Source organism: Amycolatopsis sp. lyj-90 (assembly GCF_046549035.1).
Taxonomy (GTDB): domain Bacteria; phylum Actinomycetota; class Actinomycetes; order Mycobacteriales; family Pseudonocardiaceae; genus Amycolatopsis.
On sequence record NZ_JAJPWP010000002.1, the window covers coordinates 128,340 to 152,988 of the forward strand.

Annotated in this window: 20 protein-coding genes; 15 read left to right on the forward strand and 5 right to left on the reverse strand. The window is 69.5% G+C overall.

Annotated features, from left to right (window positions below; translation table 11 throughout):
• The first annotated feature begins 268 nt into the window (after nt 1-268).
• From ACLJPX_RS06410 to ACLJPX_RS06430, 5 genes are all read left to right on the forward strand, one after another.
• A complete protein-coding gene (locus tag ACLJPX_RS06410) occupies nt 269-3,160 on the forward strand; it encodes an alpha/beta fold hydrolase (protein ID WP_410599194.1) in 2,892 nt (963 codons plus the stop codon).
• Complete coding sequence (locus ACLJPX_RS06415) at nt 3,153-4,112, forward strand: ABC transporter permease (RefSeq protein WP_410599195.1); 960 nt, start codon at nt 3,153-3,155, stop codon at nt 4,110-4,112. The genes ACLJPX_RS06410 and ACLJPX_RS06415 overlap by 8 nt, the downstream gene beginning before the upstream one ends.
• 257 nt (nt 4,113-4,369) lie before the next feature.
• Entirely contained in the window at nt 4,370-4,792 is a 423-nt protein-coding gene (locus ACLJPX_RS06420; protein ID WP_101613300.1) for a hypothetical protein, read from the forward strand.
• 43 nt (nt 4,793-4,835) lie between these two features.
• Nucleotides 4,836-5,606: an enoyl-CoA hydratase/isomerase family protein gene (locus ACLJPX_RS06425; RefSeq protein WP_410599196.1), complete on the forward strand. Its 771-nt coding sequence runs from the start codon at nt 4,836-4,838 to the stop codon at nt 5,604-5,606.
• 101 nt (nt 5,607-5,707) lie between these two features.
• Complete coding sequence (locus ACLJPX_RS06430; protein WP_410599197.1) at nt 5,708-7,117, forward strand: S28 family serine protease; 1,410 nt, start codon at nt 5,708-5,710, stop codon at nt 7,115-7,117.
• Between the two features lie 188 nt (nt 7,118-7,305).
• On the opposite strand, the gene uvrB is transcribed toward ACLJPX_RS06430, so the two are convergent.
• Together uvrB and ACLJPX_RS06440 are read right to left on the reverse strand one after the other, a co-directional pair.
• Nucleotides 7,306-9,465 (reverse strand): excinuclease ABC subunit UvrB, encoded by a 2,160-nt coding sequence (uvrB, locus tag ACLJPX_RS06435; protein WP_410599198.1) that lies wholly within the window; start codon nt 9,463-9,465, stop codon nt 7,306-7,308.
• 51 nt (nt 9,466-9,516) lie between these two features.
• Nucleotides 9,517-10,770, reverse strand: a complete 1,254-nt coding sequence (locus ACLJPX_RS06440; RefSeq protein WP_410599199.1) for a DUF5685 family protein — start codon at nt 10,768-10,770, stop codon at nt 9,517-9,519.
• A 142-nt stretch (nt 10,771-10,912) separates the two neighbouring features.
• Between ACLJPX_RS06440 and ACLJPX_RS06445 the strand changes: the two genes are divergently transcribed.
• From ACLJPX_RS06445 to ACLJPX_RS06455, 3 genes are all read left to right on the forward strand, one after another.
• Nucleotides 10,913-11,428 (forward strand): DUF402 domain-containing protein, encoded by a 516-nt coding sequence (locus ACLJPX_RS06445; protein ID WP_410599200.1) that lies wholly within the window; start codon nt 10,913-10,915, stop codon nt 11,426-11,428.
• Between the two features lie 139 nt (nt 11,429-11,567).
• Complete coding sequence (locus tag ACLJPX_RS06450; RefSeq protein ID WP_410599201.1) at nt 11,568-13,100, forward strand: ArnT family glycosyltransferase; 1,533 nt, start codon at nt 11,568-11,570, stop codon at nt 13,098-13,100.
• A gap of 89 nt (nt 13,101-13,189) precedes the next feature.
• Nucleotides 13,190-14,710 (forward strand): ArnT family glycosyltransferase, encoded by a 1,521-nt coding sequence (locus tag ACLJPX_RS06455; RefSeq protein WP_410599202.1) that lies wholly within the window; start codon nt 13,190-13,192, stop codon nt 14,708-14,710.
• Nucleotide 14,711: 1 nt separating this feature from the next.
• Here the strand turns inward: ACLJPX_RS06455 and coaE are convergent, their stop codons facing one another.
• On the reverse strand, nt 14,712-15,896 hold the full coding sequence (gene coaE / locus ACLJPX_RS06460) for a dephospho-CoA kinase (RefSeq protein WP_410599203.1): 1,185 nt from the start codon (nt 15,894-15,896) through the stop codon (nt 14,712-14,714).
• 197 nt (nt 15,897-16,093) lie between these two features.
• Between coaE and ACLJPX_RS06465 the strand changes: the two genes are divergently transcribed.
• Nucleotides 16,094-16,318: a hypothetical protein gene (locus ACLJPX_RS06465; protein ID WP_101608825.1), complete on the forward strand. Its 225-nt coding sequence runs from the start codon at nt 16,094-16,096 to the stop codon at nt 16,316-16,318.
• Nucleotides 16,319-16,473: 155 nt separating this feature from the next.
• On the opposite strand, the gene rpsA is transcribed toward ACLJPX_RS06465, so the two are convergent.
• The gene (rpsA, locus tag ACLJPX_RS06470; RefSeq protein ID WP_410599204.1) at nt 16,474-17,976 is read right to left on the reverse strand and encodes a 30S ribosomal protein S1; all 1,503 of its coding nucleotides are present in this window, start codon (nt 17,974-17,976) and stop codon (nt 16,474-16,476) included.
• A 304-nt stretch (nt 17,977-18,280) separates the two neighbouring features.
• On the opposite strand from rpsA, the gene ACLJPX_RS06475 reads away from it, so the two are divergent.
• From ACLJPX_RS06475 to ACLJPX_RS06500, 6 genes are all read left to right on the forward strand, one after another.
• The gene (locus ACLJPX_RS06475) at nt 18,281-19,144 is read left to right on the forward strand and encodes a class I SAM-dependent methyltransferase (RefSeq protein ID WP_410599205.1); all 864 of its coding nucleotides are present in this window, start codon (nt 18,281-18,283) and stop codon (nt 19,142-19,144) included.
• On the forward strand, nt 19,141-20,043 hold the full coding sequence (locus ACLJPX_RS06480; RefSeq protein ID WP_410599206.1) for a GNAT family N-acetyltransferase: 903 nt from the start codon (nt 19,141-19,143) through the stop codon (nt 20,041-20,043). The genes ACLJPX_RS06475 and ACLJPX_RS06480 overlap by 4 nt, the downstream gene beginning before the upstream one ends.
• 32 nt (nt 20,044-20,075) lie before the next feature.
• Nucleotides 20,076-21,005, forward strand: coding sequence for a GNAT family N-acetyltransferase (locus tag ACLJPX_RS06485; RefSeq protein ID WP_410599207.1), 930 nt, complete (start codon nt 20,076-20,078; stop codon nt 21,003-21,005).
• Nucleotides 21,006-21,160: 155 nt separating this feature from the next.
• On the forward strand, nt 21,161-21,856 hold the full coding sequence (locus ACLJPX_RS06490; protein WP_410599208.1) for an ABC transporter ATP-binding protein: 696 nt from the start codon (nt 21,161-21,163) through the stop codon (nt 21,854-21,856).
• Nucleotides 21,853-23,748 carry a YhgE/Pip family protein gene (locus ACLJPX_RS06495; protein ID WP_410599209.1) on the forward strand — a complete coding sequence of 632 codons (1,896 nt, stop codon included), beginning with the start codon at nt 21,853-21,855 and terminating at the stop codon, nt 23,746-23,748. Before ACLJPX_RS06490 ends, ACLJPX_RS06495 begins: the two co-directional genes overlap by 4 nt.
• A complete protein-coding gene (locus ACLJPX_RS06500; RefSeq protein WP_101608832.1) occupies nt 23,745-24,323 on the forward strand; it encodes a TetR/AcrR family transcriptional regulator in 579 nt (192 codons plus the stop codon). Before ACLJPX_RS06495 ends, ACLJPX_RS06500 begins: the two co-directional genes overlap by 4 nt.
• On the opposite strand, the gene ACLJPX_RS06505 is transcribed toward ACLJPX_RS06500, so the two are convergent.
• Nucleotides 24,320-24,646, reverse strand: a complete 327-nt coding sequence (locus ACLJPX_RS06505) for a CU044_2847 family protein (protein ID WP_410599210.1) — start codon at nt 24,644-24,646, stop codon at nt 24,320-24,322. The genes ACLJPX_RS06500 and ACLJPX_RS06505 overlap by 4 nt on opposite strands.
• Nucleotides 24,647-24,649: the final 3 nt, after the last annotated feature.

A 24,649-nucleotide genomic window follows, 5' to 3' on the forward strand; every position in this document is an offset into this window, starting at 1 on the left:
GCCGACGGTGCCGGGGGCCTGCGAAGACCACCGTGCTGACGACACCGCCGCGAAGGAATACTCCCCTCACAGCTGGTCCAGTTTGACCTGTCTGTACGCATGACGCCAGTTAAGGTTGCCCTTGTCACCAAGATGATGGCGTAACTCCCGTCACACTCACCTCTCCTCGCTGTTCTAGTACCCGTTTTGATGGCGGGACAACCCACCCTTGTGTGGTCCGCGTTAGCTCGACGAGGCGTTCTCAGCTTCGGGCGAATACGGTCATTCCGTGCCCCGAATCCCGCTCCCTCGTACGCGAGGCGCGAAGCTCATCGCGCTCGCCGCGGTCGTGGTGGTCCTGGCCGCCGCGGCCGTCGTGTGGACGAACAGCGATCCCGCTCAGTCCACGGTCAAAACCCAGGAAGCGACCCTCGACCTGCCGGAAGTCCCCGGCTCGTCCGAGGTCGTCAAGATCGACACGACCACCTACCTCCCCGAGCAGACCCCGGCGCCCGCCGTCTTGCTCGCCCACGGCTTCGGTGGCGACAAGAACAGCGTCGCCACCGAAGCACGCGAGCTCGCCGAGAAGGGTTTCGTCGTCCTCGCCTGGTCCGCGCGTGGTTTCGGCCGCAGCACCGGGAAGATCGCGCTCAACGACCCCGACCGCGAGGTCGCCGACGCCCGGAAGCTGATCGACACCCTGGCCGCACGGCCCGAGGTCCTCAGCGAAAACGGCGATCCGAAGGTGGCCGTGTCCGGCGCTTCGTACGGCGGCGCGCTTTCGCTGCTGCTCGCCGGGACCGACAAGCGCGTCGACGCGATCGCACCGGTGATCACCTACAACGACCTGGCACAGGGACTCTTCCCGAACGCCGCCGCCCCGGCGGCGCCGAACGCCACCACTCCCGCCGCCGGAGCGTTCACTTCGGACGGTGTCTTCAAGAGGTCGTGGGCGGGCATCTTCTTCTCCGCCGGTTCCGGTGCGGCCCAGGGTGGATCGCCTTCCAACGACGCGCCCGAGGCCGGTGACGAGACCAGTGAGTCCGGCGCCTCCCAGGGCGCGGCCGCGGCGGGCGCGGCGGCGCAGTCCCTTCCGCTCGGCGGCCCGAACGGACAGCGGCCGACACCCGGTCCCGCCGACCCGTGTGGACGGTTCACCGCCGACGTCTGTCAGGCCTACACCGAACTCGCGACCACCGGCAAGGCGAGCCAGCGCACCGTCGACCTGCTTCGCCGCGTCTCCCCCGCGTCCGTGACGGACAAGATCACCGTGCCGACCCTGCTGGTGCAGGGCGAAAGCGACACTCTGTTCGGATTGGACCAGTCCGACGCGAGCGCCCGGCAGATCGCCGCGGCGGGCGGCAAGGTCCGCACGATCTGGTACACCGGCGGCCACGACGGCGGGAAGCCCGGGCAGAAGCTCCGGGCGCAGATCGCCGATTTCCTCAAGTTCTCGCTGACCGGCCAGGGCACCGACCCCGGCACCGGGTTCAGCTACGACATCCAGGGCACGCTGCGGGCCAACGGCGCCCCTTCGGTCCGGACCGTCACCGCGCCCGCGTACCCGGGAGCCACCGGGGACGCCACCGAGCGGCGGCGTTTCGCGCTGGAGGGCCCGGCCCAGCCGGTCGTCCGGCCCGCGGGCGGCAACCCCGCCGCGGTGAGCGGGATCCCCGGTTTGAACGGAGCGGTCGCGGGCTCGTCCCGGCTTTCCGGGCTGTTCAGTATCGACCCGCCCGGTCAGGCCGCGCAGTTCGCGACGACGCCGCTTAGCGAGCAGACGATCGTGGCCGGTTCGTCCACGGTCCGGCTGCAGGTGTCCGCGGATCCTTCCGCCGCGCCGGCGCAGAAGGAAGCCGTCCTGTTCGCGAAGCTCTACGACGTCAACTCGGAAGGCGTCCGCACGCTCCCGGCCAACGCCGTCGCACCCTTCCGTGTCTCCGGACTGCCCGCCGACGGCAGCCCGGTCGAGGTGACGGTGACCCTGCCGGGCATCGTGCGGCCGCTGGAGGCCGGGCACACGCTCCGGCTCGTCGTCGGCACGACGGATCAGGCGTTCGCCACCCCGGTCGAACCCGCGGTGTTCCGCATCGGGCTGGCGGACGGCGGAGGGCTGGGAGTCCCGGTCGTCCACGGCACGTCGGTCGGCGCGGGAGCCCCCGTCGCGCAGCTGCTCGGGATCGCCGGAACCCTGCTCGCGGGAATCGCGATCACGGTGATCGCCGCGTTCCGCCGCCGCCGCGCCCACGACGTCGACGAGAGCCTCTCGAAGACGCCGCTGGTGATCGAGGGCCTGCACAAGTCCTACGCGGGCGGTTTCGTCGCGGTGAAGGACCTGTCGTTCCGGGTCGAACCCGGTCAGGTGCTCGGGCTGCTCGGGCCGAACGGCGCGGGCAAGACGACGACGCTGCGCATGCTGATGGGGCTGATCACGCCGACGGCGGGCCACATCCGCGTGTTCGGCCATCTGATCGCTCCCGGCGCGCCGGTGCTGTCCAGGATCGGGTCCTTTGTGGAGGGTTCGGGCTTCCTGCCGCATCTGTCCGGCAAGGAGAACCTGGAGTTGTACTGGGCGAGCACGGGCCGCCCGAAGGAGAGGGCGCATTTCGCCGAGGCACTGGAGATCGCCGGGCTCGGCGACGCGGTGAACCGGCGGGTCCGCACCTACAGCCAGGGCATGCGGCAACGGCTCGCGATCGCGCAGGCGATGCTCGGCCTGCCGGAGCTCATGGTGCTCGACGAACCGACCAACGGACTCGACCCGCCACAGATCCACCAGATGCGCGAGGTGCTCCAGCGCTACGCGGCGACGGGGCGCACCGTGGTGGTCTCGAGCCACCTGCTGGCCGAGGTCGAGCAGACCTGTACGCACGTGGTCGTGATGCACCGCGGCATGCTGGTCGCTTCGGGTGAGGTCGGCGAACTGGCCGCGTCCAGCGGCGAGGCGACCTTCCGGGTCGACAAGCCCGCCGAAGCGGCCGAAGCGCTGCGGAAGGTCGGGGGCGTTTCCGGCGTCGACGTCGACGGGGAACTGGTCCACGCGGATCTCGACGGTCTCGCACGCGCCGAGGCGGTCGCCGCCCTCGTGCGGGCCGGGGTCGCGGTCGAGCAGGCCGGGCCGCGGCGCCGTCTGGAAGACGCGTTCCTGCAGCTGGTCGGAGAGGACTCGAAGGGTGAGTAAGACCAATGGTTCTTCCCCGGTGACCCGGGCGGATCACGGAGTGCACACCGATCCGGCGGCCCTGCTGGAGCTGACCGAGGTCGCGTCGCACGAACGCACCGAGGTCGGCCCGGACGGGGCGGTGGCGGGTTACCGCGCCGACCGGACGCTGCGGCTCGGCGTCGAACTGAAACGGCAGCTCAAACGGCGGCGGACCCAGCTCATGCTGGGGTTCGTCGCGCTGCTGCCGTTCATCCTGGTGATCGCGTTCGAGATCGGGCAGGCCAACCCCAACCGCCGCAGCGGCGGGTTCGTCGACCTCGCCACCGCGAGCGCGCCGAACTTCGTGGTGCTCGCGCTGTTCGTCTCCGGGACGTTCCTGCTCCCGATGATCGTGGCGCTGTTCTACGGCGACACGATCGCGAGCGAGGCGTCGTGGTCGAGCCTGAAATACCTACTCGCGATGCCGGTCCCCCGGCATCGGGTGCTGCGGCAGAAGGCGATCGTCTCCGGCATCCTGTCCGCGATCGCGCTGATCCTGTTGCCGCTGGTGGCGCTGATAGTCGGCGTCATCTGGTACGGGGCGGGCGACGCGATCAGCCCGACCGGGGACGCGGTGTCGTTCAGCGACAGCCTCGTGGCCATGGGGCTGGCGACGATCTACATCATCCTGCAGCTGGCGTGGGTGGCCGGTCTGGCGATGCTGCTCTCGGTCGCCACCGACGCCCCGCTGGGCGCTGTCGGCGGTGCGGTGATCGTCGCGATCGTTTCGCAGATCCTCGACCAGATCACCGCGCTGGAAGGGCTGAGGGACTACCTGCCGACGCATTTCGCCTTCTCGTGGATGGATCTGATCTCGACCGACATCGACTGGACGAACATGGCCAACGGCCTGCTGTCGGCGGCGTTGTACGGCACGGTCTTCTTCCTCCTCGCCGGCCGCCGGTTCGCGACGAAGGACATCACCAGCTGAGAGCGTTTCCGTACTCGAAAATCACCGGGGCCCACCGGGAAGACGAAAATCACTTCCCTGGTGGGCCCCGGTTTTCACTGGCCGTGGCGACCTTCACCCATTAGCGCCGGTAACCGGTGTTTCATGCGCATGAGAACATCGATTTTCCGATCATCGACTCATTGGGTGAAAAGTCACCGTTCAGCTTCGGCGACCCCCGGGAAATCCTTATCTTCAGGGGAAAGGTGCCGACGCGAGCAGAAAGCGGGGATGTCACCATGACCCAGTCACTGGAGATCCCGGTCCAAGAATTCTCCCTTGCTTGGACCATGACCGCCGACAAGGGCGGCAGAGTCGGATTCGCCGCTTCGGGTCAAGTGACACTTCTCGACAACAAGCGTTTCTACAAGATCGACGGGGTCCTCTACATCTCCGAGGGCAGCGCCTACTGCCGCGACATCGGCAACCCGCACCTGTTCGTCCGCCGCAACGGCGTCGAAGAGAGCGGCAGGCAGTGGGGCTGGGAGACCATCTGCAACCGCAAGTCGTGCAGCAGGCTGTGCGCGATGGACGCGTACTTCGTCCGCACCGGCTACTGGTCGCCCTCCGACCGGGCGATCCAGCTCAGCATCGGCGCGGAATCCGGCTGGAACCGCAAGCGTTCCTTCAGCCCGACGATCACCGTGCGCCTCGCGGATTGAGCGGTCCACTGTAGATCTCCGCGGGCTCGGGTACGGTCGGCCCATGGCCACCTCTTCGATCCGCGTGGACGACGAAGGCGGGATCGCCGTCGTCACCCTGCAGCACGGCAAGGCGAACACCCTCGACACGGAATTCTGCCAAGAGCTGGCCCTCCGGCTCGAAGACGTCCAGCTCGGCGGCTGTCGCGCGGTCGTGCTGACCGGTACCGGCGGCGTCTTCTCGGCGGGCGTCGACCTCCGGCGGGTGCACGACGGCGGCGCGGACTACGTCGAGGACTTCCTGCCCGCGCTGTCGGACGCGTTCCTCTCGGTGTTCGGCTTCCCCGGCCCGGTGGTCGCGGCCGTCAACGGGCACGCGATCGCCGGCGGGGCGGTGCTCGCCGCCGCCTGCGACCGCCGCGTCCTCGCCGACGGCCCTGGCCGGATCGGGATCACCGAACTGCTCGTCGGCGTCCCGTTCCCGTTGGCGGCGCTGGAGATCCTGCGGTCCGGGTTCGGCGCCGACATCCTCGCCGAACTCGCGTTCCTCGGCGAGACCCACCTGCCGGAGGACGCGCTCCGGCTCGGGCTGGTGAACGAGGTGACCGCGCCCGAGTCCGTGCTGCCGCGCGCGATCGAGGTGGCCAAGAAACTCGCCGAAATCCCCGCGGCCGCGTACGCGCACACGAAGGCCCAGCTGCACCGGCCGTTCCACGAGCGGATCGCCGAGCACCGCACCGGCGACGACGCCCACGTCCTCGAACTGTGGAGCTCACCCGAGGCGCTCGCGGCCATCAAGGCCTACGTCGACCGCGTGCTCCGCCGCGCCGGATAGCCGTCCCGGTCACCGGGACACCGTCCGGATAGGCGATTGCCCACCGGCGGGGACTCTGTGAGTATCCGACCGCTCAACAGGTCCCGATGGGGAGGGCATGGATGCGGAAGCTCACGGCGGCGTGGTCGGTCCTGGCGATCACCGTTCTCTCACTGGCCGGGCTGACCCCGGTCGCGCAGGCGGCACCCGAGGACGTCAAAGAGGCACTCGGGCGGATACCCGGCCTGACCGTCGTCTCGGAGAATCCGGCGCCGACCGGATACCGGTTCTTCAAGCTCAGCTACACCCAGCCCGTGGACCACCGCAGGCCTGGCTCCGGCACCTTCCAGCAGCGTTTCACCTTGCTGCACAAGGAGTTCCGCTCGCCGACCGTGGTGTACACGAGCGGGTACAACGTGTCGGAATCGCCCAACCGCTCGGAGCCGACCCAGATCGTCGACGGCAACCAGCTGTCGATGGAGTACCGGTTCTTCACCCCGTCGCGGCCGGACCGGCCGGACTGGGGCAAGCAGCTGACCATCTGGCAGGCCGCCGCCGATCAGCACCGCGCTGTGGAGGCCTTCAAGCGGCTCTACCCGGGCAAGTGGCTCGCGACGGGCGGCAGCAAGGGCGGCATGACGGCGACCTACTTCCGTAGGTTCTTCCCGAACGACGTCGACGCGACGATCCCCTACGTCGCGCCCAACGACGTCATCAACTCGCACGACCGCTACAACCGGTTCCTGGCGAACGTCGGGAACGACCCGGCCTGCCGGTCGGCACTGAAGGCGATCCAGCGCGACGTGCTGACCCGGCGTCCGGAGTTCGCGGCGCTCGCCGCGGCGGACGCGGCCAAGAACGGCTACACGTTCACGACCGTCGGCTCGGCCGACATCTCGCTGGAGATCTCGGTCATCGACTCGTACTTCGCCTTCTGGCAGTACCAGAAGCAGTCCGACTGCGCGACGATCCCGAAGGCCGGCGCCCCGGTGGCCGAGGTCTACGCGTGGTTCGAACGCGTCGAAAGCCTCAACACCTACTCCGACCAGAACCTCGGGATCTACGTCCCCTACTACTTCCAGGCGGCCTACCAGCTCGGCGCCCCGGAATCCTACGAAGGCTATCTCCGGGATCTGCTGCGCTACCCGGGATCCAACGTGTCGCGGACGTTCGTGCCGAAGTCGGTCGACATCCCGCGGTTCGATCACCTGGCGATGCCGGACATCGACTTCTGGGTGAAGACGCAGGGGAAGCGGCTGCTGTTCGTCTACGGCGGGAACGACCCTTGGGGCGCCGAACCGTTCCAGCTCGGCTTCGGCACGAAGGACTCGTACAGCTACACCGTGCCGGGCGGGAACCACGGCGCCCGGATCTCGCAGCTTCCGGCGGCTCAGGCCGCCGAAGCGACGAACAACGTCCGGCGCTGGGCGGGGCTGCCCCCGGTTTCGCCCGGGGTGACCACGCGCTCGATGCCGTCCGGCTTCCCGGACTTCGACGCGGACCTGAGCCTGCAGCACCGTCCGCGCCTCTGACCCCTTACGCGTTTCGTCCTCTAGTTGCGGTAGTTGCACGCGCAAGGATCGCAACTAGAGGACTAATTGCGGGATAAGTCTCCTCCGCGCCCGGTTTGGCCAGGCAGTACTCGATCACGTCCTCGACTGTCATCGGCCGCCCCCAGCGCTCCTCGCGTTTCGTCCTCTGGTTGCGGTACTTGCACGCGCTACTTGATGCCGGCCGCGTCCATGCCGCGCAGTTCCTTCTTAAGGTCGGAGACCTCGTCCCGCAGCCGGGCCGCCAGCTCGAACTGCAGGTCGCGCGCGGCCTGCATCATCTGCTCGGTCATCTGCTGGATGAGGTCCGCGAGCTGGGCGCGCGGCATCCCGGAGACGTCCTTGTCGACGAGCATCCCGGAGCTGCGCACCCTGTCGCCCTGCTCGGGCTTCTTGCCGCGCGACGCGTTCCGGCCCGAACCGCCGACGGCGACCGTCTCCTCCGAGTCCTCGGCCTCGCTGTAGACGCGGTCGAGGATGTCGGCGATCTTCTTCCGCAGCGGCTGCGGGTCGACGCCGCGTTCCTCGTTGTAGGCGACCTGCTTCTCGCGGCGGCGATCGGTCTCGTCGATGGCGTGCCGCATCGAGTCGGTGATCTTGTCCGCGTACATGTGGACTTCGCCCGACACGTTTCGCGCGGCACGGCCGATCGTCTGGATCAGCGACGTGCCGCTGCGGAGGAAGCCTTCCTTGTCCGCGTCGAGGATCGCGACCAGCGAGACCTCGGGCAGGTCGAGGCCCTCACGGAGCAGGTTGATGCCGACCAGCACGTCGAAGTCGCCCGCCCGCAACTGCCGCAGCAGCTCGATCCGGCGCAGGGTGTCCACCTCGGAGTGCAGGTACCGCACGCGGATGCCCAGCTCCAGCAGGTAGTCGGTGAGGTCCTCGGACATCTTCTTGGTGAGCGTGGTGACGAGGACGCGCTCGTCCTTCTCGGCCCGCTCGCGGATCTCGTGCACCAGGTCGTCGATCTGGCCTTCGGTGGGCTTCACGACCACCTTCGGGTCGACCAGGCCGGTCGGCCGGATGACCTGCTCGACGAACTCGCCGCCCGCCTGCCCCATCTCGTACGGCCCCGGCGTCGCCGACAGGTACACCGTCTGCCCGATCCGGTCGGTGAACTCCTCCCAGGTCAGTGGGCGGTTGTCGACCGCGCTGGGCAGCCGGAACCCGAACTCGACCAGGTTCCGCTTCCGCGACATGTCGCCTTCGAACATGCCGCCGATCTGCGGGACGGTCTGGTGCGACTCGTCGATGACCAGCAGGAAGTCGTCCGGGAAGTAGTCGATCAGCGTGGCGGGCGCCGTCCCCGCCTCGCGGCCGTCGATATGCCGCGAGTAGTTCTCGATGCCGGAGCAGAACCCGACCTGGCGCATCATCTCGATGTCGTACGCGGTGCGCATCCGCAGCCGCTGCGCTTCGAGCAGCTTGCCCTGCTTCTCCAGCTCGGCCAGCCGCTGCTCCAGCTCGGCCTCGATGCCGTGGATGGCCTTCTCCATCCGCTCCGGGCCCGCGACGTAGTGCGTGGCCGGGAAGATGCGGACCTCGTCGACCTCTTTCACGATGTCGCCGGTGAGCGGGTGCAGGTAGTACAGCTTCTCGATCTCGTCGCCGAAGAACTCGACGCGGATCGCCAGTTCCTCGTACGCCGGGATGATCTCGACCGTGTCGCCGCGGGCGCGGAAGGTGCCGCGCGCGAAGGCGATGTCGTTGCGGGTGTACTGCACGTCCACCAGTGCGCGGAGGAAGACGTCCCGGTCGAGCTGCTCGCCGACCTTCAGCTCCGAGGACCGGTCCAGATACGACTGGGGCGTGCCGAGGCCGTAGATGCACGAGACACTCGCGACCACGATGACGTCACGCCGCGAAAGCAGGTTCATCGTCGCCGAGTGCCGCAGCCGCTCGACGTCGTCGTTGATCGACGAGTCCTTCTCGATGTAGGTGTCCGTCTGCGCGATGTACGCCTCGGGCTGGTAGTAGTCGTAGTAACTGACGAAGTACTCGACCGCGTTGTGCGGGAACAGCTCCCTCAGCTCGTTCGCCAGCTGCGCGGCGAGCGTCTTGTTCGGCGCCATCACCAGCGTCGGGCGCTGGACTCGCTCGATCAGCCAGGCCGTCGTCGCCGACTTGCCGGTACCCGTCGCGCCCAGCAGCACGACGTCCCGCTCGCCCGAGTTGACCCGGCGTTCGAGCTCGTCGATGGCCGCCGGCTGGTCACCGGCGGGCTTGTAGTCACTGACGACCTCGAACCGGCCGCCGGTCCGGGGGATGTCCGTGACGGGCCGGTGGTCCGACTGGGCGAGTACGGGGTGTTCGGTTGCGAAAGCCACGAGGACCAGAGTAGGCGCTGGGTCCGACAGTTTCCGTTTCGCCTGGTCGGCTCAACAGGAACAGTCACAGCAGTTGCAGCAGTCACAACCGTCACAGTTGTTGCACCAGGCCTCGTGCGGCTTCCCGCTCCACGCCCCCGGGAACGGGTCCCGGCAGCAGAACTGGCACGAGCAGCACATGTAGGTCGCCACCGCGCAGCCGAAGAAGAACCCCCTCGGCTGGGCGGGCACCCGGAACTTCGGCGTCCAGCAGCAACCACCCTGGCCGTCGGTCGGCGGGCCGCCGTGCTTCCGCTTCTGCTTGGGCGGCTCCTGGGGCGGGCCTCCACCACCGGGAGCGCCCGGCGGCGGAGGCGGCGGCTGGTAACCGCCCTGGTGAACCGGATAGGGCTGGTGGGGATGCTGTTGCGGCCGAGGTCCGGGACCGATCCACCCCGGCGGTGGCTGCTGGGATCCGTGCCCGAAGGACCGCCGCACCGCCTGACGCAGTTCGTGCACCAGCAACGCGTGCACCAGCTTGGGCTGATCGAACCTCACCTCGCGAAGGGCGAGTTCGACACCGAGCACGGCGTCGTCGCACAGCCGCCGCGCCTCGGCGAGCCCGGTCCCGGTGGCCGTCAGCGGGTTCCAGGCACCGGCGGCCTCGTCCACGGCGAGATCTTCGACGGCGTCGAGCAGATGCGCGGCCCTGCCGAACAGGCGACCGGCCTCGGCCAGCGGCGCGGCGTTCTCCGGACGCCCGGCCAGCACGGCGGTGTGCGCGAACGCGGCCGAAGTCGCCAGTTCGGCGGGTTCGGTGGCGAGCACGGCCGAATCACCGAGACTGACGGCGCGTTCGATCTCGCCCTGTCTGTCGACGGCCTCGGTCAGGACCGCCGTGTCGAACCCGACCCTGATGCCCGTGCGGCTCCCCTGGTCCGCCCAGCGCGTCGCCACCCGCCTCGCGGCGAGAGCGACGGAGCGCCGCGCGAAGGCGCCGTCACGGTCCTCGACGTGGTCACTGATCTTGGCCGAAGCCAGCACCAGGGAGACCGCCGCCGCGAGCTGCGCGCCGTCCCCCTTCGCGACCGAAGTTCCCTTCATCGCCCGAAGCGGGCAAGGACCGGCGTCGCGCCGTCCCTCCGCACGCGGTGACTGGGCTTCGACGAGCGCCGAGATGATCAAGCCGTCATAGTTCGTCACCATTCGGGCGAGATGTCCGTGTTCGTCGCGCAACGCCAGGCAAAGACCGCAGAGATGAGCGAGCCAATCCGCGTGCAGACCCGCGGAAAGCCGATGGCGGCACGGCCTGATGATCCCGAACATGCGTTGTCTCCCACTCACCCCTATGGCGGAACCAGCGCACCCTATCCGGCCCCGGCGCCTTGCTCCGGGGAAACCACGAAACCGTGATCGTCCACCCGGTTGGGTGGTGGCCGCGGGCGCCGGGGCCTTCCAAGATGAGCGCATGACCGCGCTGCACCCGCCCAAGGTCGAGTACTTCGATCCGGCCGCGAAGACCAACACGGATCCCAAGGGCGTCGTGAGGGACGTCGAGGAATACCGCGAGGAGCCCTTCGGCCTCTACATGGCGCGACCGGCTCCGGGGCGGAAGCAGTTCCGCTACCTCGAGTCCTGGCTGCTGCCGGATCTCGGCCTGCGGATCACCGACTTCTGGTTCAACCCCGGCCACGAACGCGATCAGGACTTCTACCTCGACGTCGTCGACGTCCGTCGTGAAGACGGCGTCTGGGTCGCCACCGACCTCTATCTCGACCTCGTCCTGCGGGACAAGAAGTCCGTCGAGGTGATCGACACCGACGAACTCCTCGCCGCGGTCACCACCGGGCTGCTCTCCGCCGCCGACGGCGAACGCGCGCTCGGCGTCAGCCACACGACCGTGGACGGGCTGGCCGCCCACGGTCACGACCTGCGCCACTGGCTGTCCACAAAGGACATCACGCTCGGCTGGCGGCGGCATTGACCGGTCCACATCCACCGATCGGTTGATCCTGACTCATCCCTAGGATGAACGGACCCTGACCGGCCGGACGATTACCGGAGGAGTTGCCTCACGGGACCCTCGATCATCAGCGAAACCGATCGAGAGGGGGCGGATACCCGTGGTCGTCGAGGCCGAGGGACTCCGAGAGCGGTACGGGGAACGAGAACGCGCGGAGGTCGCGCCGTTCGCCAGGACGCCGGTGCTCGCGATCGCCGGGGCGATGGGTGCGGTGCTCACGGCGACGGCCGGTCGCTACGGCTACTTCGGCGACGAGCTGTACTTCCTGGCGGCGGGCCGGCATCTGGACTGGGGGTATGCCGACCAGCCGCCACTGTTGCCGCTCCTGGCCCGGCTGATGGACGCGTTCGGCGCCGATTCACCCTTCGCCCTGCGGATCCCGGCGACGCTGGCGATGGTCGCCGGAGTCGTGCTGACCGCGTTGATCGCCAGGGAACTGGGCGGCGGCCGCCGGGCGCAGGTGATCGCGGCGGCGACCTTCGCGGTGTCCGTCCAGATGCTCGGCGGCGGGCACTACCTGGCGACCAGCACCCTCGACCCGTTCCTGTGGACGCTGCTGATCTGGCTGCTCGTCCGGTGGACCCGGACCCGCGCGGACGGCCTCCTGCTCTGGAGCGGCGTGGTGACCGGGGTCGCGCTGAACACGAAGTTCCTCATCGGGGCGTTCTGGGTCGTCGCGCTGGCCGCCACGGTGGTCTTCGGGCCGCGCGATCTCCTGCGCCGTCCGGCACTCTGGTTCGGCGCGCTGATCGCCGTCGCGATGATCACCCCCACGCTCGTCTGGCAGGCCGCGAACGGCTGGCCGCAGCTGACGATGGGCGCCGCGATCTCCCAGGAGGTTTCGGCGGGCTGGGGCGGGCGGGCCACGTTCGTTCCGACGCTGGTGATGAGCGCGGGCGTCCCGGTGGGGATGGTCCTCGTCTGCTACGGGCTGTGGCGGCTGCTGCGCTCCGAACGCCTGCGGCCGTACCGGTTCCTCGGCTGGACCGCGCTCGGCGTACTCGCCCTGTTCCTGCTGGCGAACGGGCGTTACTACTACGCGGCCGGGATGTTCGCCCCGCTGTTCGCCGCCGCCGCGGTGGAGATCGAAGCGGGTCAGGCGTCGAAGTACTGGCGCTGGATCGCCACCTGGCCGGTCTACGTCCTGGCGGCGGTGATCACGATTCCGCAGACGCTTCCGATCCTCCCGCCGTCGTCGGTCGCGAGCACCCCGGCCTGGGCACGGCCGCTCCTCGCCGACGAGGAGATCGGCTGGCGGGAGATCACGGAGTCGGTGGCGGGGGCGTACCGCGCCGTTCCCGACCCGTCTCGCACGGGCGTCATCGCGGCGAAGTACTGGCAGGCCAGTGCCATCGACCACTATGGACCGGAGCTGGGGCTACCGTCGCCGTCGAGCCCGAACCGCGGCTACGCGACTTTCCCGCGGCCGCCGGAATCGGCACGGGACGTCCTGTTCGTCGGGAACGACGCTTCGGTGCTTGTGCCGTACTTCACGCAGGTGCGTGAGGTCGGCGCGCTCGACAACCGTGCCGGGGTGCCGAATTCGAGTCAGGGCATGAAGATCTGGCTGGCCACGGGCCGGAACGGGACGTGGGACGAGGTGTGGCCGAGACTCAAGGACTGGGGCTTCTGAGCTTCTCCGGTCCTCTCAAGACCGACGTGTCGCGCCGGTGGCGGCTAGGGTGCGAGAGGACCGGCACCCGAAGGATCTGCGAGGAATGGATGGAAGCCGCCAGCGCGGCCGAAACACCGACCGCGTGCGGTACGGCGTTCGCCCGGCTCCCGGTGGCGCTGCTCGCCGCCGCGACCGCGGCTCTCCTGCTGGCGACGGCGTGGCGGTACGGCTACTTCGGCGACGAACTGTACTTCCTCTCCGCGGGCAAGCGGCTGGCCTGGGGTTACGCCGATCAGCCACCGGTGCTCCCCTTCCTGGCGATGGTGATGGACTGGCTCGCGCCGGGCAACGTCTTCGTGTTCCGGCTCCCCGCCGTCCTCGCGACGGCCGCGGGGGTCGTGTTCACCGGGCTCATCGCCTACGAGATGGGCGGCGACCGCCGGGCACAGACCCGGGCGGCCGCCGCGTACGCGATCTGCGGCCAGTTCATCGGGAGCGGGCACTACCTGGCGACCTCGACGATCGACCCGGCCCTGTGGGCGCTGATCGCGTGGCTGCTCGTGCGGTGGATGCGGACGCGTGACGACAACCTCTTGCTGTGGCTGGGCGTGGCCACCGCCGTCGCGCTGAACGTCAAGCTCCTCATCGCGACCTTCTGGGTCGCCGCCGGGATCGCGATCCTCGTCTTCGGGCCCCGGGATCTCTTGCGCAGGCCCAAACTCTGGCTCGGCGCGGGGATCGCCGCGTTGTCGCTCGTGCCCACGCTGTGGTGGCAGGCCGCGAACGGCTGGCCGCAACTGGAGATGGGCGACGTCATCGCGCACGAGACCACCGGCGGCTGGAGCGGCCGCGCCGGGTTCCTGCCCGCCCTGCTGACCGGGGCCGGGCTCGGCATCGGCGTCGTGGGCGTCCTTTATGGACTTGGGGTGCTGCTGTTCTCGGCCAAGTCGCGCGAGTACCGTTTCCTCGGCTGGACCGCCGTCGGGGTGATCGCGCTGTTCATCCTGTCCAACGGCCGGTACTACTACGCGGCGGGCATGTTCGGCGTCCTGTGGGCGGGCGCGGCCGTCCACTTCGGACAGCTGAAGCCGTCCGCGTGGTTCCGCTGGATCCCGACCTGGCCGGTGTTCCTGCTTTCCGCGCTGTACACCCTTCCGTACGCGCTCCCGGTCTGGCCCGCCACCTGGCTCGCGGAAGGCCGCGAGGTCCCGCGTCCGGCGTACGCGCTGGAGGAGATCGGCTGGCCGGACCTCGCCCGTTCGGTCGCGGACGCCTACCACCGGCTCCCGCCGGAGCAGCGAGCGCGCACCACGCTCGTCACGGCCGGGTACTGGCAGGCCGGGGCGCTGGACCGGTACGGCGCCGACTACGGACTGCCCGCCGTGTACAGCCCCAGCCGGGGCTTCTGGTACTTCGGCCGCCCGCCCGAGACCGCGGACAGCGTGCTGTTCGTCGGACCGGATCCGGCGCGGCTGCTGCGTTCGTTCACCGACGCCCGGATCGTTTCCCACGTCGACAACGAGCTCGGTGTCCGCAACGTGAGTCGCGGGATGCCGATCTGGCTGGTCACCGGCCACACCGAATCCTGGGCGATGGCGTGGCCCGGCCTGCGGGAGTTCCGCGTGTGACCTACGGCGTCCAGCCCGTCGCCCCGGCCCACGCGTCGGCCCGCGCGAAGGCCGCGTCGACCCAGACCTGCTTCTCGTCGGTGTACCGCTCGACGGTCCCGTCGCCGGCGTGCTTCGCGGCCATGGCGTTCTTGACCGCGGCGTAGGCGTCACGCTCGTCGGAGTTGCGGCGCAGCCACTCCGGGAACAGCAGCGCGAGCCGCCAGGCAGGCGTCTCCTGGGAGCGGACGTGCAGGTTGACCGGACGGCGCGGGTCGCCACCGAAGTGGAACCGTTTCGGCCAGGTGCCTTCTTCGCCGTGGGCGTCGTCGAACCACTCGCCCTCCGCGCGTGGGAACCCGGCGTCGGACAGCGCTTCGGACAGCTCGTCGGCCTTGTCCAAAGTGGACACGGTCAGCTGGAGGTCGAGGATGTCCTTGGCGGGCAGTCCCGGCACCGACGTCGAACCGATGTGGTCGACCCGCACGGCGTCGTCCCCCACCACCACGCGGATCCGCGCGAGTGCCCGTTCGGCCTGCGCGGGCCACGTCCGGTCGTACTGGGCGATCTTCGGCGACATCGGCGCTCGCGGTTTGCGGAGCCGCACGTTCGCCTCGAACGGGGTCAGCCTGTCCGCCCACAGCGCGTCGACGTCGGCGAGCACGATGTCGGGCGCTCCGCTGTTGTCGAACCAGACGTCGGCCACCGCCCGGCGCTGATCGGTCGTGGCCTGCGCCTTGATCCTGGCGCGCGCGTCGGTCTCGGCCATCCCCCGCGCCTCGACCAGGCGGCGGACCCGGACCTCTTCCGGCGCGTCGACCATGACGACGAGGTGGTACATCGGCGCGAGGCCGCCTTCGACCAGCAGCGGGATGTCGTGGACGATGATCGCGTCCGGCGCCGCGGCGGCCATCAACTCGGCCGTGCGGGCGCCGACCCTCGGGTGGACGATCGAGTTCAGCCGCTTGCGGGACTCCTCGTCGGCGAACGCCTTGGCGGCGAGCGCGGCACGATCGAGCGAACCGTCGGACGCGAGGATGTCGTCGCCGAACGCTTCGACGAGCTCGGCGAGCCCGGGTGTCCCCGGTTCGACGACCTCCCTGGCGATCTTGTCGGAGTCGATGAGGACGGCGCCGTGCTCGGAAAGCCGGTTCGCCACCGTCGATTTTCCGGCGCCGATCCCGCCGGTCAGGCCCACACGCAGCATGACGATCAGCCTAGTGGCGTCACCTGGGCCGACCGCCGAGGGTCACGCGATGAGTACATCCGGCACAGACAGGTGCAAAAGGCAAGATCATCGTGACGCGCGACTCAACCATTTCGAGTGACACGCCGGTCGGTTACGCGGATTTGGGGGCTCGATTGCGTACCGTGCGCGGCGAAGGTAGCCCACACGGAGGAACGATGGCAGACGGCAAGCACACTGGAAGGCACCGGCTCGGATCGCCGGGCCTGGTGCACTGTGTCCTCCATCGTCCCGTGGCCGAGGCCCTCGCCGAATACCGGCGCACCTGGCTGAGCGCGCTCATGGTCCCCGCCAGGCACAGCTTCGCCGGACTCCGCCGCAAGGCCCGCGCCGCGGCGCTCGAACGCATCTGGGTGCCGGCCGTCCGGCCCGCCACCTCCTGACCCCGTCCCACCCGCACCGCAGGTAGTCCTCTACTTGCGGTAGTTGCGCGCGCAAGGACCACAACCAGAGGACGAAACGCGGAAAAGACAGCGGCCCCGGTCCGTGATGGACCGGGGCCGCTGTCTGTCAGCTAGCTAGTGGCTGAGCGCCTGGATCACGCGCCGCCCGACAGCTTCTCGCGGAGAGCCGCGAGCTGCTCGTCGCTGGCCAGCGTGCCACCGCTCTTGGCCTCGGCCGGAGCGGAGGTGTAGCTCTGCTCGCCCGAGTCGCTGCTGCTGGTGACACCGGTCGCGGCGTCGGCGGCGGCTTCGGCGTCGGCCTCGGCGGCCTTGACGACCTGCTTCATGTGAGCCTCGTAGCGAGTGTGAGCCTCGGCGTACTGACGCTCCCACTCCTCACGCTGCTTGTCGAAGCCTTCCTGCCACTCCTGGGTGTCCGGGTCGAAGCCCTCGGGGTAGATGTAGTTCCCCTCGGTGTCGTACTCGGCGGCCATGCCGTACTGAGTGGGGTCGAACTCGGTCTCCGGCGTGACGCCCTCGTTCGCCTGCTTCAGCGAGAGCGAGATGCGACGACGCTCGAGGTCGATGTCGATGACCTTGACCATCACGTCGCCGTTGACCTGGACGACCTGCTCCGGGATCTCCACGTGGCGCTCGGCCAGCTCGGAGATGTGCACCAGGCCCTCGATGCCCTCTTCGACGCGCACGAACGCACCGAACGGAACGAGCTTGGTGACCTTGCCCGGCACGATCTGGCCGATCGCGTGGGTGCGGGCGAACTGACGCCACGGGTCTTCCTGGGTCGCCTTCAGCGACAGCGAGACGCGCTCGCGGTCCATGTCGACGTCCAGAACCTCGACCGTGACCTCCTGGCCGACCTCGACGACCTCGGAGGGGTGGTCGATGTGCTTCCAGGACAGCTCGGAGACGTGCACCAGGCCGTCGACGCCACCCAGGTCCACGAAGGCACCGAAGTTGACGATGGACGACACGACGCCCTTGCGGACCTGGCCCTTGGCGAGCGCGTTGAGGAACTCGCTGCGCACCTCGGACTGGGTCTGCTCCAGGTAGGCACGGCGGGACAGGACCACGTTGTTGCGGTTCTTGTCCAGCTCGATGATCTTCGCCTCGAGCTCACGGCCCACGTACGGCTGCAGGTCGCGCACACGGCGCATCTCGACCAGCGACGCGGGCAGGAAGCCACGGAGGCCGATGTCCAGGATGAGGCCGCCCTTGACGACCTCGATGACGGTGCCCTTGACGGGCTCGTCCTTCTCCTTGAGCTCCTCGATCGTGCCCCAGGCGCGCTCGTACTGCGCACGCTTCTTGGACAGGATCAGACGGCCTTCCTTGTCCTCCTTCTGGAGGACCAGGGCTTCGACCTCATCGCCGACGGTGACAACCTCAGCCGGGTCGACATCGTGCTTGATGGAGAGCTCACGCGAGGGGATGACACCCTCGGTCTTGTAGCCGATGTCGAGCAGGACCTCGTCACGGTCAACCTTGACGATGGTTCCTTCGACGATGTCGCCATCGTTGAAGTACTTGATCGTCTTGTCGATCGCTGCGAGGAAATCTTCCTCCGACCCGATGTCGTTGATAGCGACCTGCGGGGCCCCAGTGGGGGCGGTCGGGGCGGTGGCGGTGTCGGTCGTCATTAGGCGGGTTGCTCCGGTGGATGGGAAGTAGTGGGTTTGCGGTTAGGGCACCATGGGCTCTTCCGGCATGAGGCGACCACATCTGCAAACGTCCACAGGGAACGACCGCGAGCATCACCGCATCCGGTACGCGACCCCCTGACCCGGACGCTGAGCGAACCGGGGGAAAGAGTAGCGCGAACCCACTGCGCTAACAGATATCCTACGCGGCCCCCTGTACACGGCACAATCAGGGTGGCTACCGCGATCACGCCGGGCGGATAAGCTGTCCAGCGAAGCCCTGACCTGGGGAAAGGATATCGGTTTGAGTCAGCAGTCCGCCACCGAGCAGCAGCCGGAGGCCGAAAGGCACGCGCAGGCCGAGGAGCGGCTCGGCACCGCGGGCGTCGCCTATCGGGCGGTCTCGGCGCCCGAGGCGACGGCCGCGAACCTGGCGTGGTGGGACGCCGACGCCGACGACTACCAAGCGACCCACGGCGGGTTCCTCGGCGACGCGGACTTCGTCTGGTGCCCGGAGGGCGTCCGCGAGGCCGATGTCGCACTCCTGGGTGAAGTCGGTGGCAAGCGGATCCTCGAAGTCGGCTGCGGGCAAGCGGCGTCCTCGCGCTGGCTTGCCGCGCAGGGCGCCGAAGCGGTGGCGACCGACCTGTCGGCGGGCATGCTCCGCCACGCGAGGGACGGCAACGAGCGGACCGGTCCCGCCGTCCCGCTCGTGCAGGCGACGGCGGAGTCGCTCCCGTTCGCCGACGCGAGCTTCGACGCGGCGTGCTCGGCCTTCGGCGCGATCCCGTTCGTGGCGTCGGTGGACGTCGTGTTCGCCGAAGTCCACCGGGTACTCCGGCCGGGTTCCCGGTGGGTGTTCTCGGTGACCCATCCGATGCGCTGGATCTTCCCCGACGACCCCGGGCCGCAGGGCCTCACCGTCACCCAGCCGTATTTCGACCGCACTCCCTACGTCGAGGTCGACGAGGAGGGCGTCGCGACCTACGTCGAGTACCACCGCACCCTCGGCGACTACGTCCGCGCGCTCGCCGACGCGGGTTTCGCGCTGACGGATCTCATCGAGCCCGCCTGGCCGGAGGGCCACTCCCGCACGTGGGGGCAGTGGAGCCCGCTGCGCGGCAAGCTCTTCCCCGGCACCGCGATCTTCTGCACCCAGCGGGGATGACCTCGACGGCGGCGCGGCAGCGGGCGCGGTTCGCCGCGCTCGACCCGCTGCTCCCGTCGCCGCCGCCGCTTCCGCCCGGCGAGCCCGTCGAAGCGGGCGGCGCCGCCGGGACGATCGCGCACGTGCGGTTCGCGGTGGGCTCCTGGCAACGGCTCTGGAGCCCGGCGCACCTGCAGATCCTCACCGCGATCCTGCCCCGCGACGCCGGCGCGGGCATGAGCGCGCTGCTCGCCGCCTGGCGCGAGCGGATCGCGCTCGCCGACCCCGAGCCCGATTCGTCGTGCACGGTCACCTGGCCCAGCCGTGACGTCGTGGTCACGCGGGCCCTGCTCGACCACGGGCTCGCACCGCAACTCGCACTGGCCGTCCGCGCGCCCGCACTGGGCGAGGCGCACGCCGTGCCCGGCGTGACCGTCCGGGAATCCTCCGGCGGCGACCTGGAGGAGATCGTCGCGCTGCGGTTCGAAGAACTTCGCTACACCTCGTTCGTCGGCCACGGCGTCGTCCGCTCCGGGGCCAAAGCCCTGCTCGCCGAGGAGGTCCGGCGCGGACTGCAGTTCGGCGGCCGCGTCTGGATCGCCGAAGAGGAAGGCGTGACGGTGGGGATGGTGACCGGCGGAAAGCGCTCCCCGGTCGCGGGCGACGCGCTCGCGGGACGGCTGCCGCCCGGCGAGTGGGGCTACGTCGGCACGCTCGCGGTCACCGCCGCCGCACGGGGGCGCGGGATCGGGCGCGCGCTGACCGCCGTGGCACACGACGAGCTGTTCTCTCCGTCGTCGCGCGGTACCTTCGTCTCGTACAATCCGGCCAATCCGCTTTCCCCGGTGTTCTGGCACCGGCAGGGTTATCGTCCTCTGTGGACGACGTGGGCGGCGAGCCCCGCCAGTGCCCTGCGGTAGCGGTGACCGGCGCGGTCGACCCTGGGGGCGGGATGGAAATCGAAAAGACGCTGTTCGACGCGCACCGGGCACGGTTCGCGGCGGTCGACCGGCTGCTGCCCGAAGCCGCCCCCGCCCCGGTCGCCGGCGAGCGGGTGGACGCCGCCACGGCGGCGGGTGTCCAGGTCACCGGCGTGGTCCAGCGGCAGTTGCACGGCCCGGACGACATCCCCCTGCTCTGGTCCGCCGCCGACGTGCGCCAGCTCTTCCCGTTCATCGGGAACACCGGTACCGAGGGCATGGACGTGCTGCTGCGCGCGTGGCGGACGTGGATGGACGCCGAATCCCCCGGTGAGGATTCGTCCTGCGTGGTCAACTGGCCGAGCCGGGACGCCGAGGCGATCCGCGCCTTCCTCGACCACGGACTGGTGCCCATGTCCGCGCTCGCCGTGCGCACGGGCTGCCACCCCGACGCCGCGGCCGACGACGGGGTGACCATCCGCCGGGCACGGACGGAGGACTTCGAGGAAGTGCTCGCGATGGCCGTGTCGACGCACGACTACATCGGCCAGGTCGCCACCCGTCAGCGCTCGAACGCCGCCGAACTGCTCGCCCCGGCCCTGGAACGGGCCCTCGGCAAGGACACCCCGCTGCTGTGGCTCGCCGAGCGGGAGGGGGCGGCCGTCGCGTTCGCGCACGCCGCCTGGATCACGTCGTCACCGGGGTCGGCCGAAGCGGAACTCCTCCCCCACGGCCGCTGGGGCTACGTCAACAACGTCGTCACCGTGCCCGGCCTGCGAGGGAACGGACTCGGCCGGACTTTGATGTCCGTGGTGCACAAAGAGTTCTCCGCCGACGGCGCGGACGGCACCTACCTCTACTACAACCCGACCAACCCGCTTTCTTCGGTGTTCTGGCACCGGCAGGGTTATCGTCCACTGTGGACGTCCTGGGAGGTCCACCCGGCTTCGGCCCTGCGCTAGCCGAAAGCGGCGCTAACCGTCCGGTTTGCGGTGGTTTCGTCACCCTTGCGTGTGACGTGGGCCCCGCGCGGTTGTGCACCTCCCAGGTCAGGGCTAACTTTTGAACTGACCAGTCAGTTCAAAAGTTCCGCGAGTCACCGACCTGGGAGTTCTTCGTGCGGGTTCAAGCCGACAGGGTGTCCGTCACCGGACCCCACGGCACGTTGCTGTCGCCTACCTCACTCACCGTTTCGGGTGGTGAGCTGGCGATCGTGCACGGCGAGCCCGGAGTGGGCGTCACGGCCTTCGGGCTGGCGCTGGCGGGCAGACTCAAGCCCGCCACCGGGACGGTGACCGTCGAGGGCGGCGACCCGCACAAGGTCGTGGCGGTCGTCGACGCGCCCGGCGTGAGCGAGCCGGACGGCGCGCTGTCACTGCAGGTCGTCGTCGGGGAGGAACTCGAGCTGGCGAAGCGGCCGTCGAACAAGGCCGCCGTCGCGAGCTGGCTGGCCGAGCACGACGCCGCCGCCTTCGCCACCACCCGCTTCGAAAACATCGCCGCGGTGACGCGCACCCGGCTGCTCACCGCGCTCGCCGCGGGCCGCAAGGACGTCGGCGTCCTAGTGCTCGACACCCCCGACAGGCACACCAGCGACGTCGCCAGCTGGGCCCGGCTCGCCCGTGAACACGCCGAACGCGGCCTCGCCGTCATCGTGCTGACCGCCACCACCCCGGTTTCGGCCCTGCCGGAGACGCCCGCCCTCTGCGGCGCCCTCGAGCAGCCCGACCCCGTGCGCTGCGCGCCTCTCGAACCGGAGGCGGAGCCGGACGAAACCGAAGAGACTGAAAAGACTTCAGGAGACCAGGAATGAACCCCGTCCGGATCGCCGCCAACGAGCTGCGCCGGCTGAGCAGCGGCACCCTGCCGAAGCTCGCCATGGCCGCGCTCGTCCTGGTGCCGCTGCTCTACGCGTCCTTCTACCTCTACGCGAACTTCGACCCGTACTCGCGCCTCGACAAGCTGCCCGCCGCCGTCTTCACCTCCGACGCCGGCGCGAAGGACTCGGCCGGAGCGGAACGCAACGTCGGCCGTGAGGTCACCGACGAACTGGTCAAGTCCGGCACGTTCCAGTGGCACGAGGTCTCCCCGGAGGAGGCCGCCAAGGGCGTCCGCGACGACACCTACTCGTTCGCCATCGGCATCCCGCGCGACTTCTCCACGGCACTGCTGTCCTCGGGCAACTTCCAGCCCCAGCAGGCGACGATCACGCTGACCACGAACGACGCCAACAACTATCTGTCGGGCACCATCGCGAAACAGGTGGCCGAACAGGTCCGCAAGACGATCGCGGAAAAGGTCGGCAGCGAGGCGGCCGACAAGTTCCTGGTCGGCTTCTCCACGATCTACGGCAAGATCCAGGAGGCGTCGACAGGCGCTTCGCAGCTCGCCGACGGCGCGGGCAAACTCAAATCGGGCCAGCAGCAGCTCGCCGACGGCGCGTCCCAGCTCGCCTCCGGCAGCTCCCAGCTGGCGACCGGGCTCGGCACCCTGAAATCCAGTACCGCCCAGCTGCCCGCCCAGACCCAGAAACTCGCCGACGGCGCCGGTCAGGTCGCCGACGGGAACCAGAAGGTCGCCGACGCGGCCTCGCTCGCGGCGACGGCGTCCGGGGACGTCCAGGCCAAGCTCGACGGCTACCGCACCCAGCTCGCGCAGGACCTGCGGAACGCCGAAGTCCCGGAGGCGAAGGTCCAGGAGATCCTGAGCCGCCTCGACACCCTCCGGTCGCCGGTGGACCAGGCCAACACCAAGATCCAGGGCGCGAACAGCCAGCTCACCCAGCTCGCGTCCGGTGCGCGGCAGGTGTCCGACGGCGCGCACCAGCTGGCCTCGGCGACGCCGCAGCTCACCAGCGGGATCGCACAGGCGGCCGACGCGTCGAACCAGATCCGTGACGGCGCTTCGAAGCTGAACGACGGCGAGAAGTCCGCGGTCACCGGCACGAACCAGCTCGCCGACGGCGCGGTCCAGCTGCGTGACGGACTCGCCGCCGGGCTCAAGGAGATCCCGAACCCCGACGACCCCACCCGCGCGGCCACCGCCAACACGATCGCCGACCCGGTCGCGGTCAGCTCGTCCGGCGTCGCCTCGGCCGGGACCTACGGCGCGGGCCTCGCCCCGTTCTTCATCTCGCTCGCCACCTGGATCGGCGCGTTCGTGCTGTTCCTGTTGCTGCGGCCGCTTTCCACCCGCGCGCTGACCGCGGGCGCGTCACCGTTCAAGGTCGCGCTCGGTGGCTGGCTCGCCTCGGCCCTGCTGGGGATCGCGCAGGTGATCGTGCTGTTCGGCGCGGTGACCTGGCTGGTCGGCATCGACGTCGCGCATCCGCTCGGTGCGATCGGATTCGCCGTGCTGGTGTCGCTCACCTTCACCGCCGTGGTGCACGCGCTCAACGCGTTCTTCGGCGCCGTCGGGAAGTTCCTCGGCCTGGTGCTGCTGGTGCTGCAACTGGTCAGCGCGGGCGGCACGTTCCCGTGGCAGACGATCCCGGACGCGCTGTACCCGTTGCACATCGTGCTGCCGATGGGTTACGCGATCGACGGGTTCCGGCACCTGCTCTACAGTGGCGCGTCGATGAAGATCCTCGGTGACATCGGTGTCCTGGTCGCGTACCTCGTCGGCGCGATCCTGGTTTCGACGCTGGCCGCGCGGAAACGGCGCACCTGGACGGTTTCGGCGCTGAAACCCGAGCTGGCGTTGTGACCACCCGGGGTGAGGCGACGAAGCAGAAGTTGTTCGAGGCGACGCTGCGGCTGTCCGCCAGCCGCGGCCTCGTCGGGCTGACGGTGGACGACATCGCGGCCGAGGCGAAGGTCGCCAAGGGCACCGTCTACTACAACTTCGGCAGCAAAGACGGTCTCGTCGACGCACTGCTGCGCTACGGCGTCGGCGTGCTCGCGGACCGGCTGCGCACGGCCACCGGCGACGGCGACCCGATGGACGTCATCGAGTCCCAAGTGGACGGTGCGCTGGAGTTCATCGCCGAATACCCCGGCTTCTCACAGATCTTGGTGAGCGAGATGTGGCGCACGCCCGGCACGTGGCACGAGACGTTGACGTTGCTGCGCGAGGAGATCATCTCGATCGTGCGGGAACAACTCCACCGGCTGGACGCCGCCGGGCGGCTGCCCGACGGCGTCCAGATCCAAACGGCCGCGGCCGGATTGTTCGGCACGATGCTGGTGGTCGCGCTCGACTGGCAGGTGTTCCAGCCGAAACGGACGCGGGCCGACGTCCGGGAATCGGTGATGGTACTGATCCGGGGCCTCGGCCGCTAACGGGTCCCCGGGTCCCGGACCCACTTCAGCTTGACCTCGAAGTTCCCTTCCAGCCCCGTTTTCGCGATCACCGCGCCCGCCTGAGCGGTCAGCTTGACGCCGAACTTGAGCTCGACCTCGTCCGGCCCCCTCGTCATCGACCGGAAGGTGTCGAGTGCCGCCGCGGCCGCGTCCTTCACGTTCGCCAGCGCCGCCTCGAACGATCCTTTGGCGTCCTCGACCAGGTCGTCACGCCGGGAGACCCGGGAGGTGCCGGGGACCGGGTCGATCTCGACGACCACCGAACCGCCGCCTTCGAGCGGGAACCGCGCCAGGTCGTTCACCGG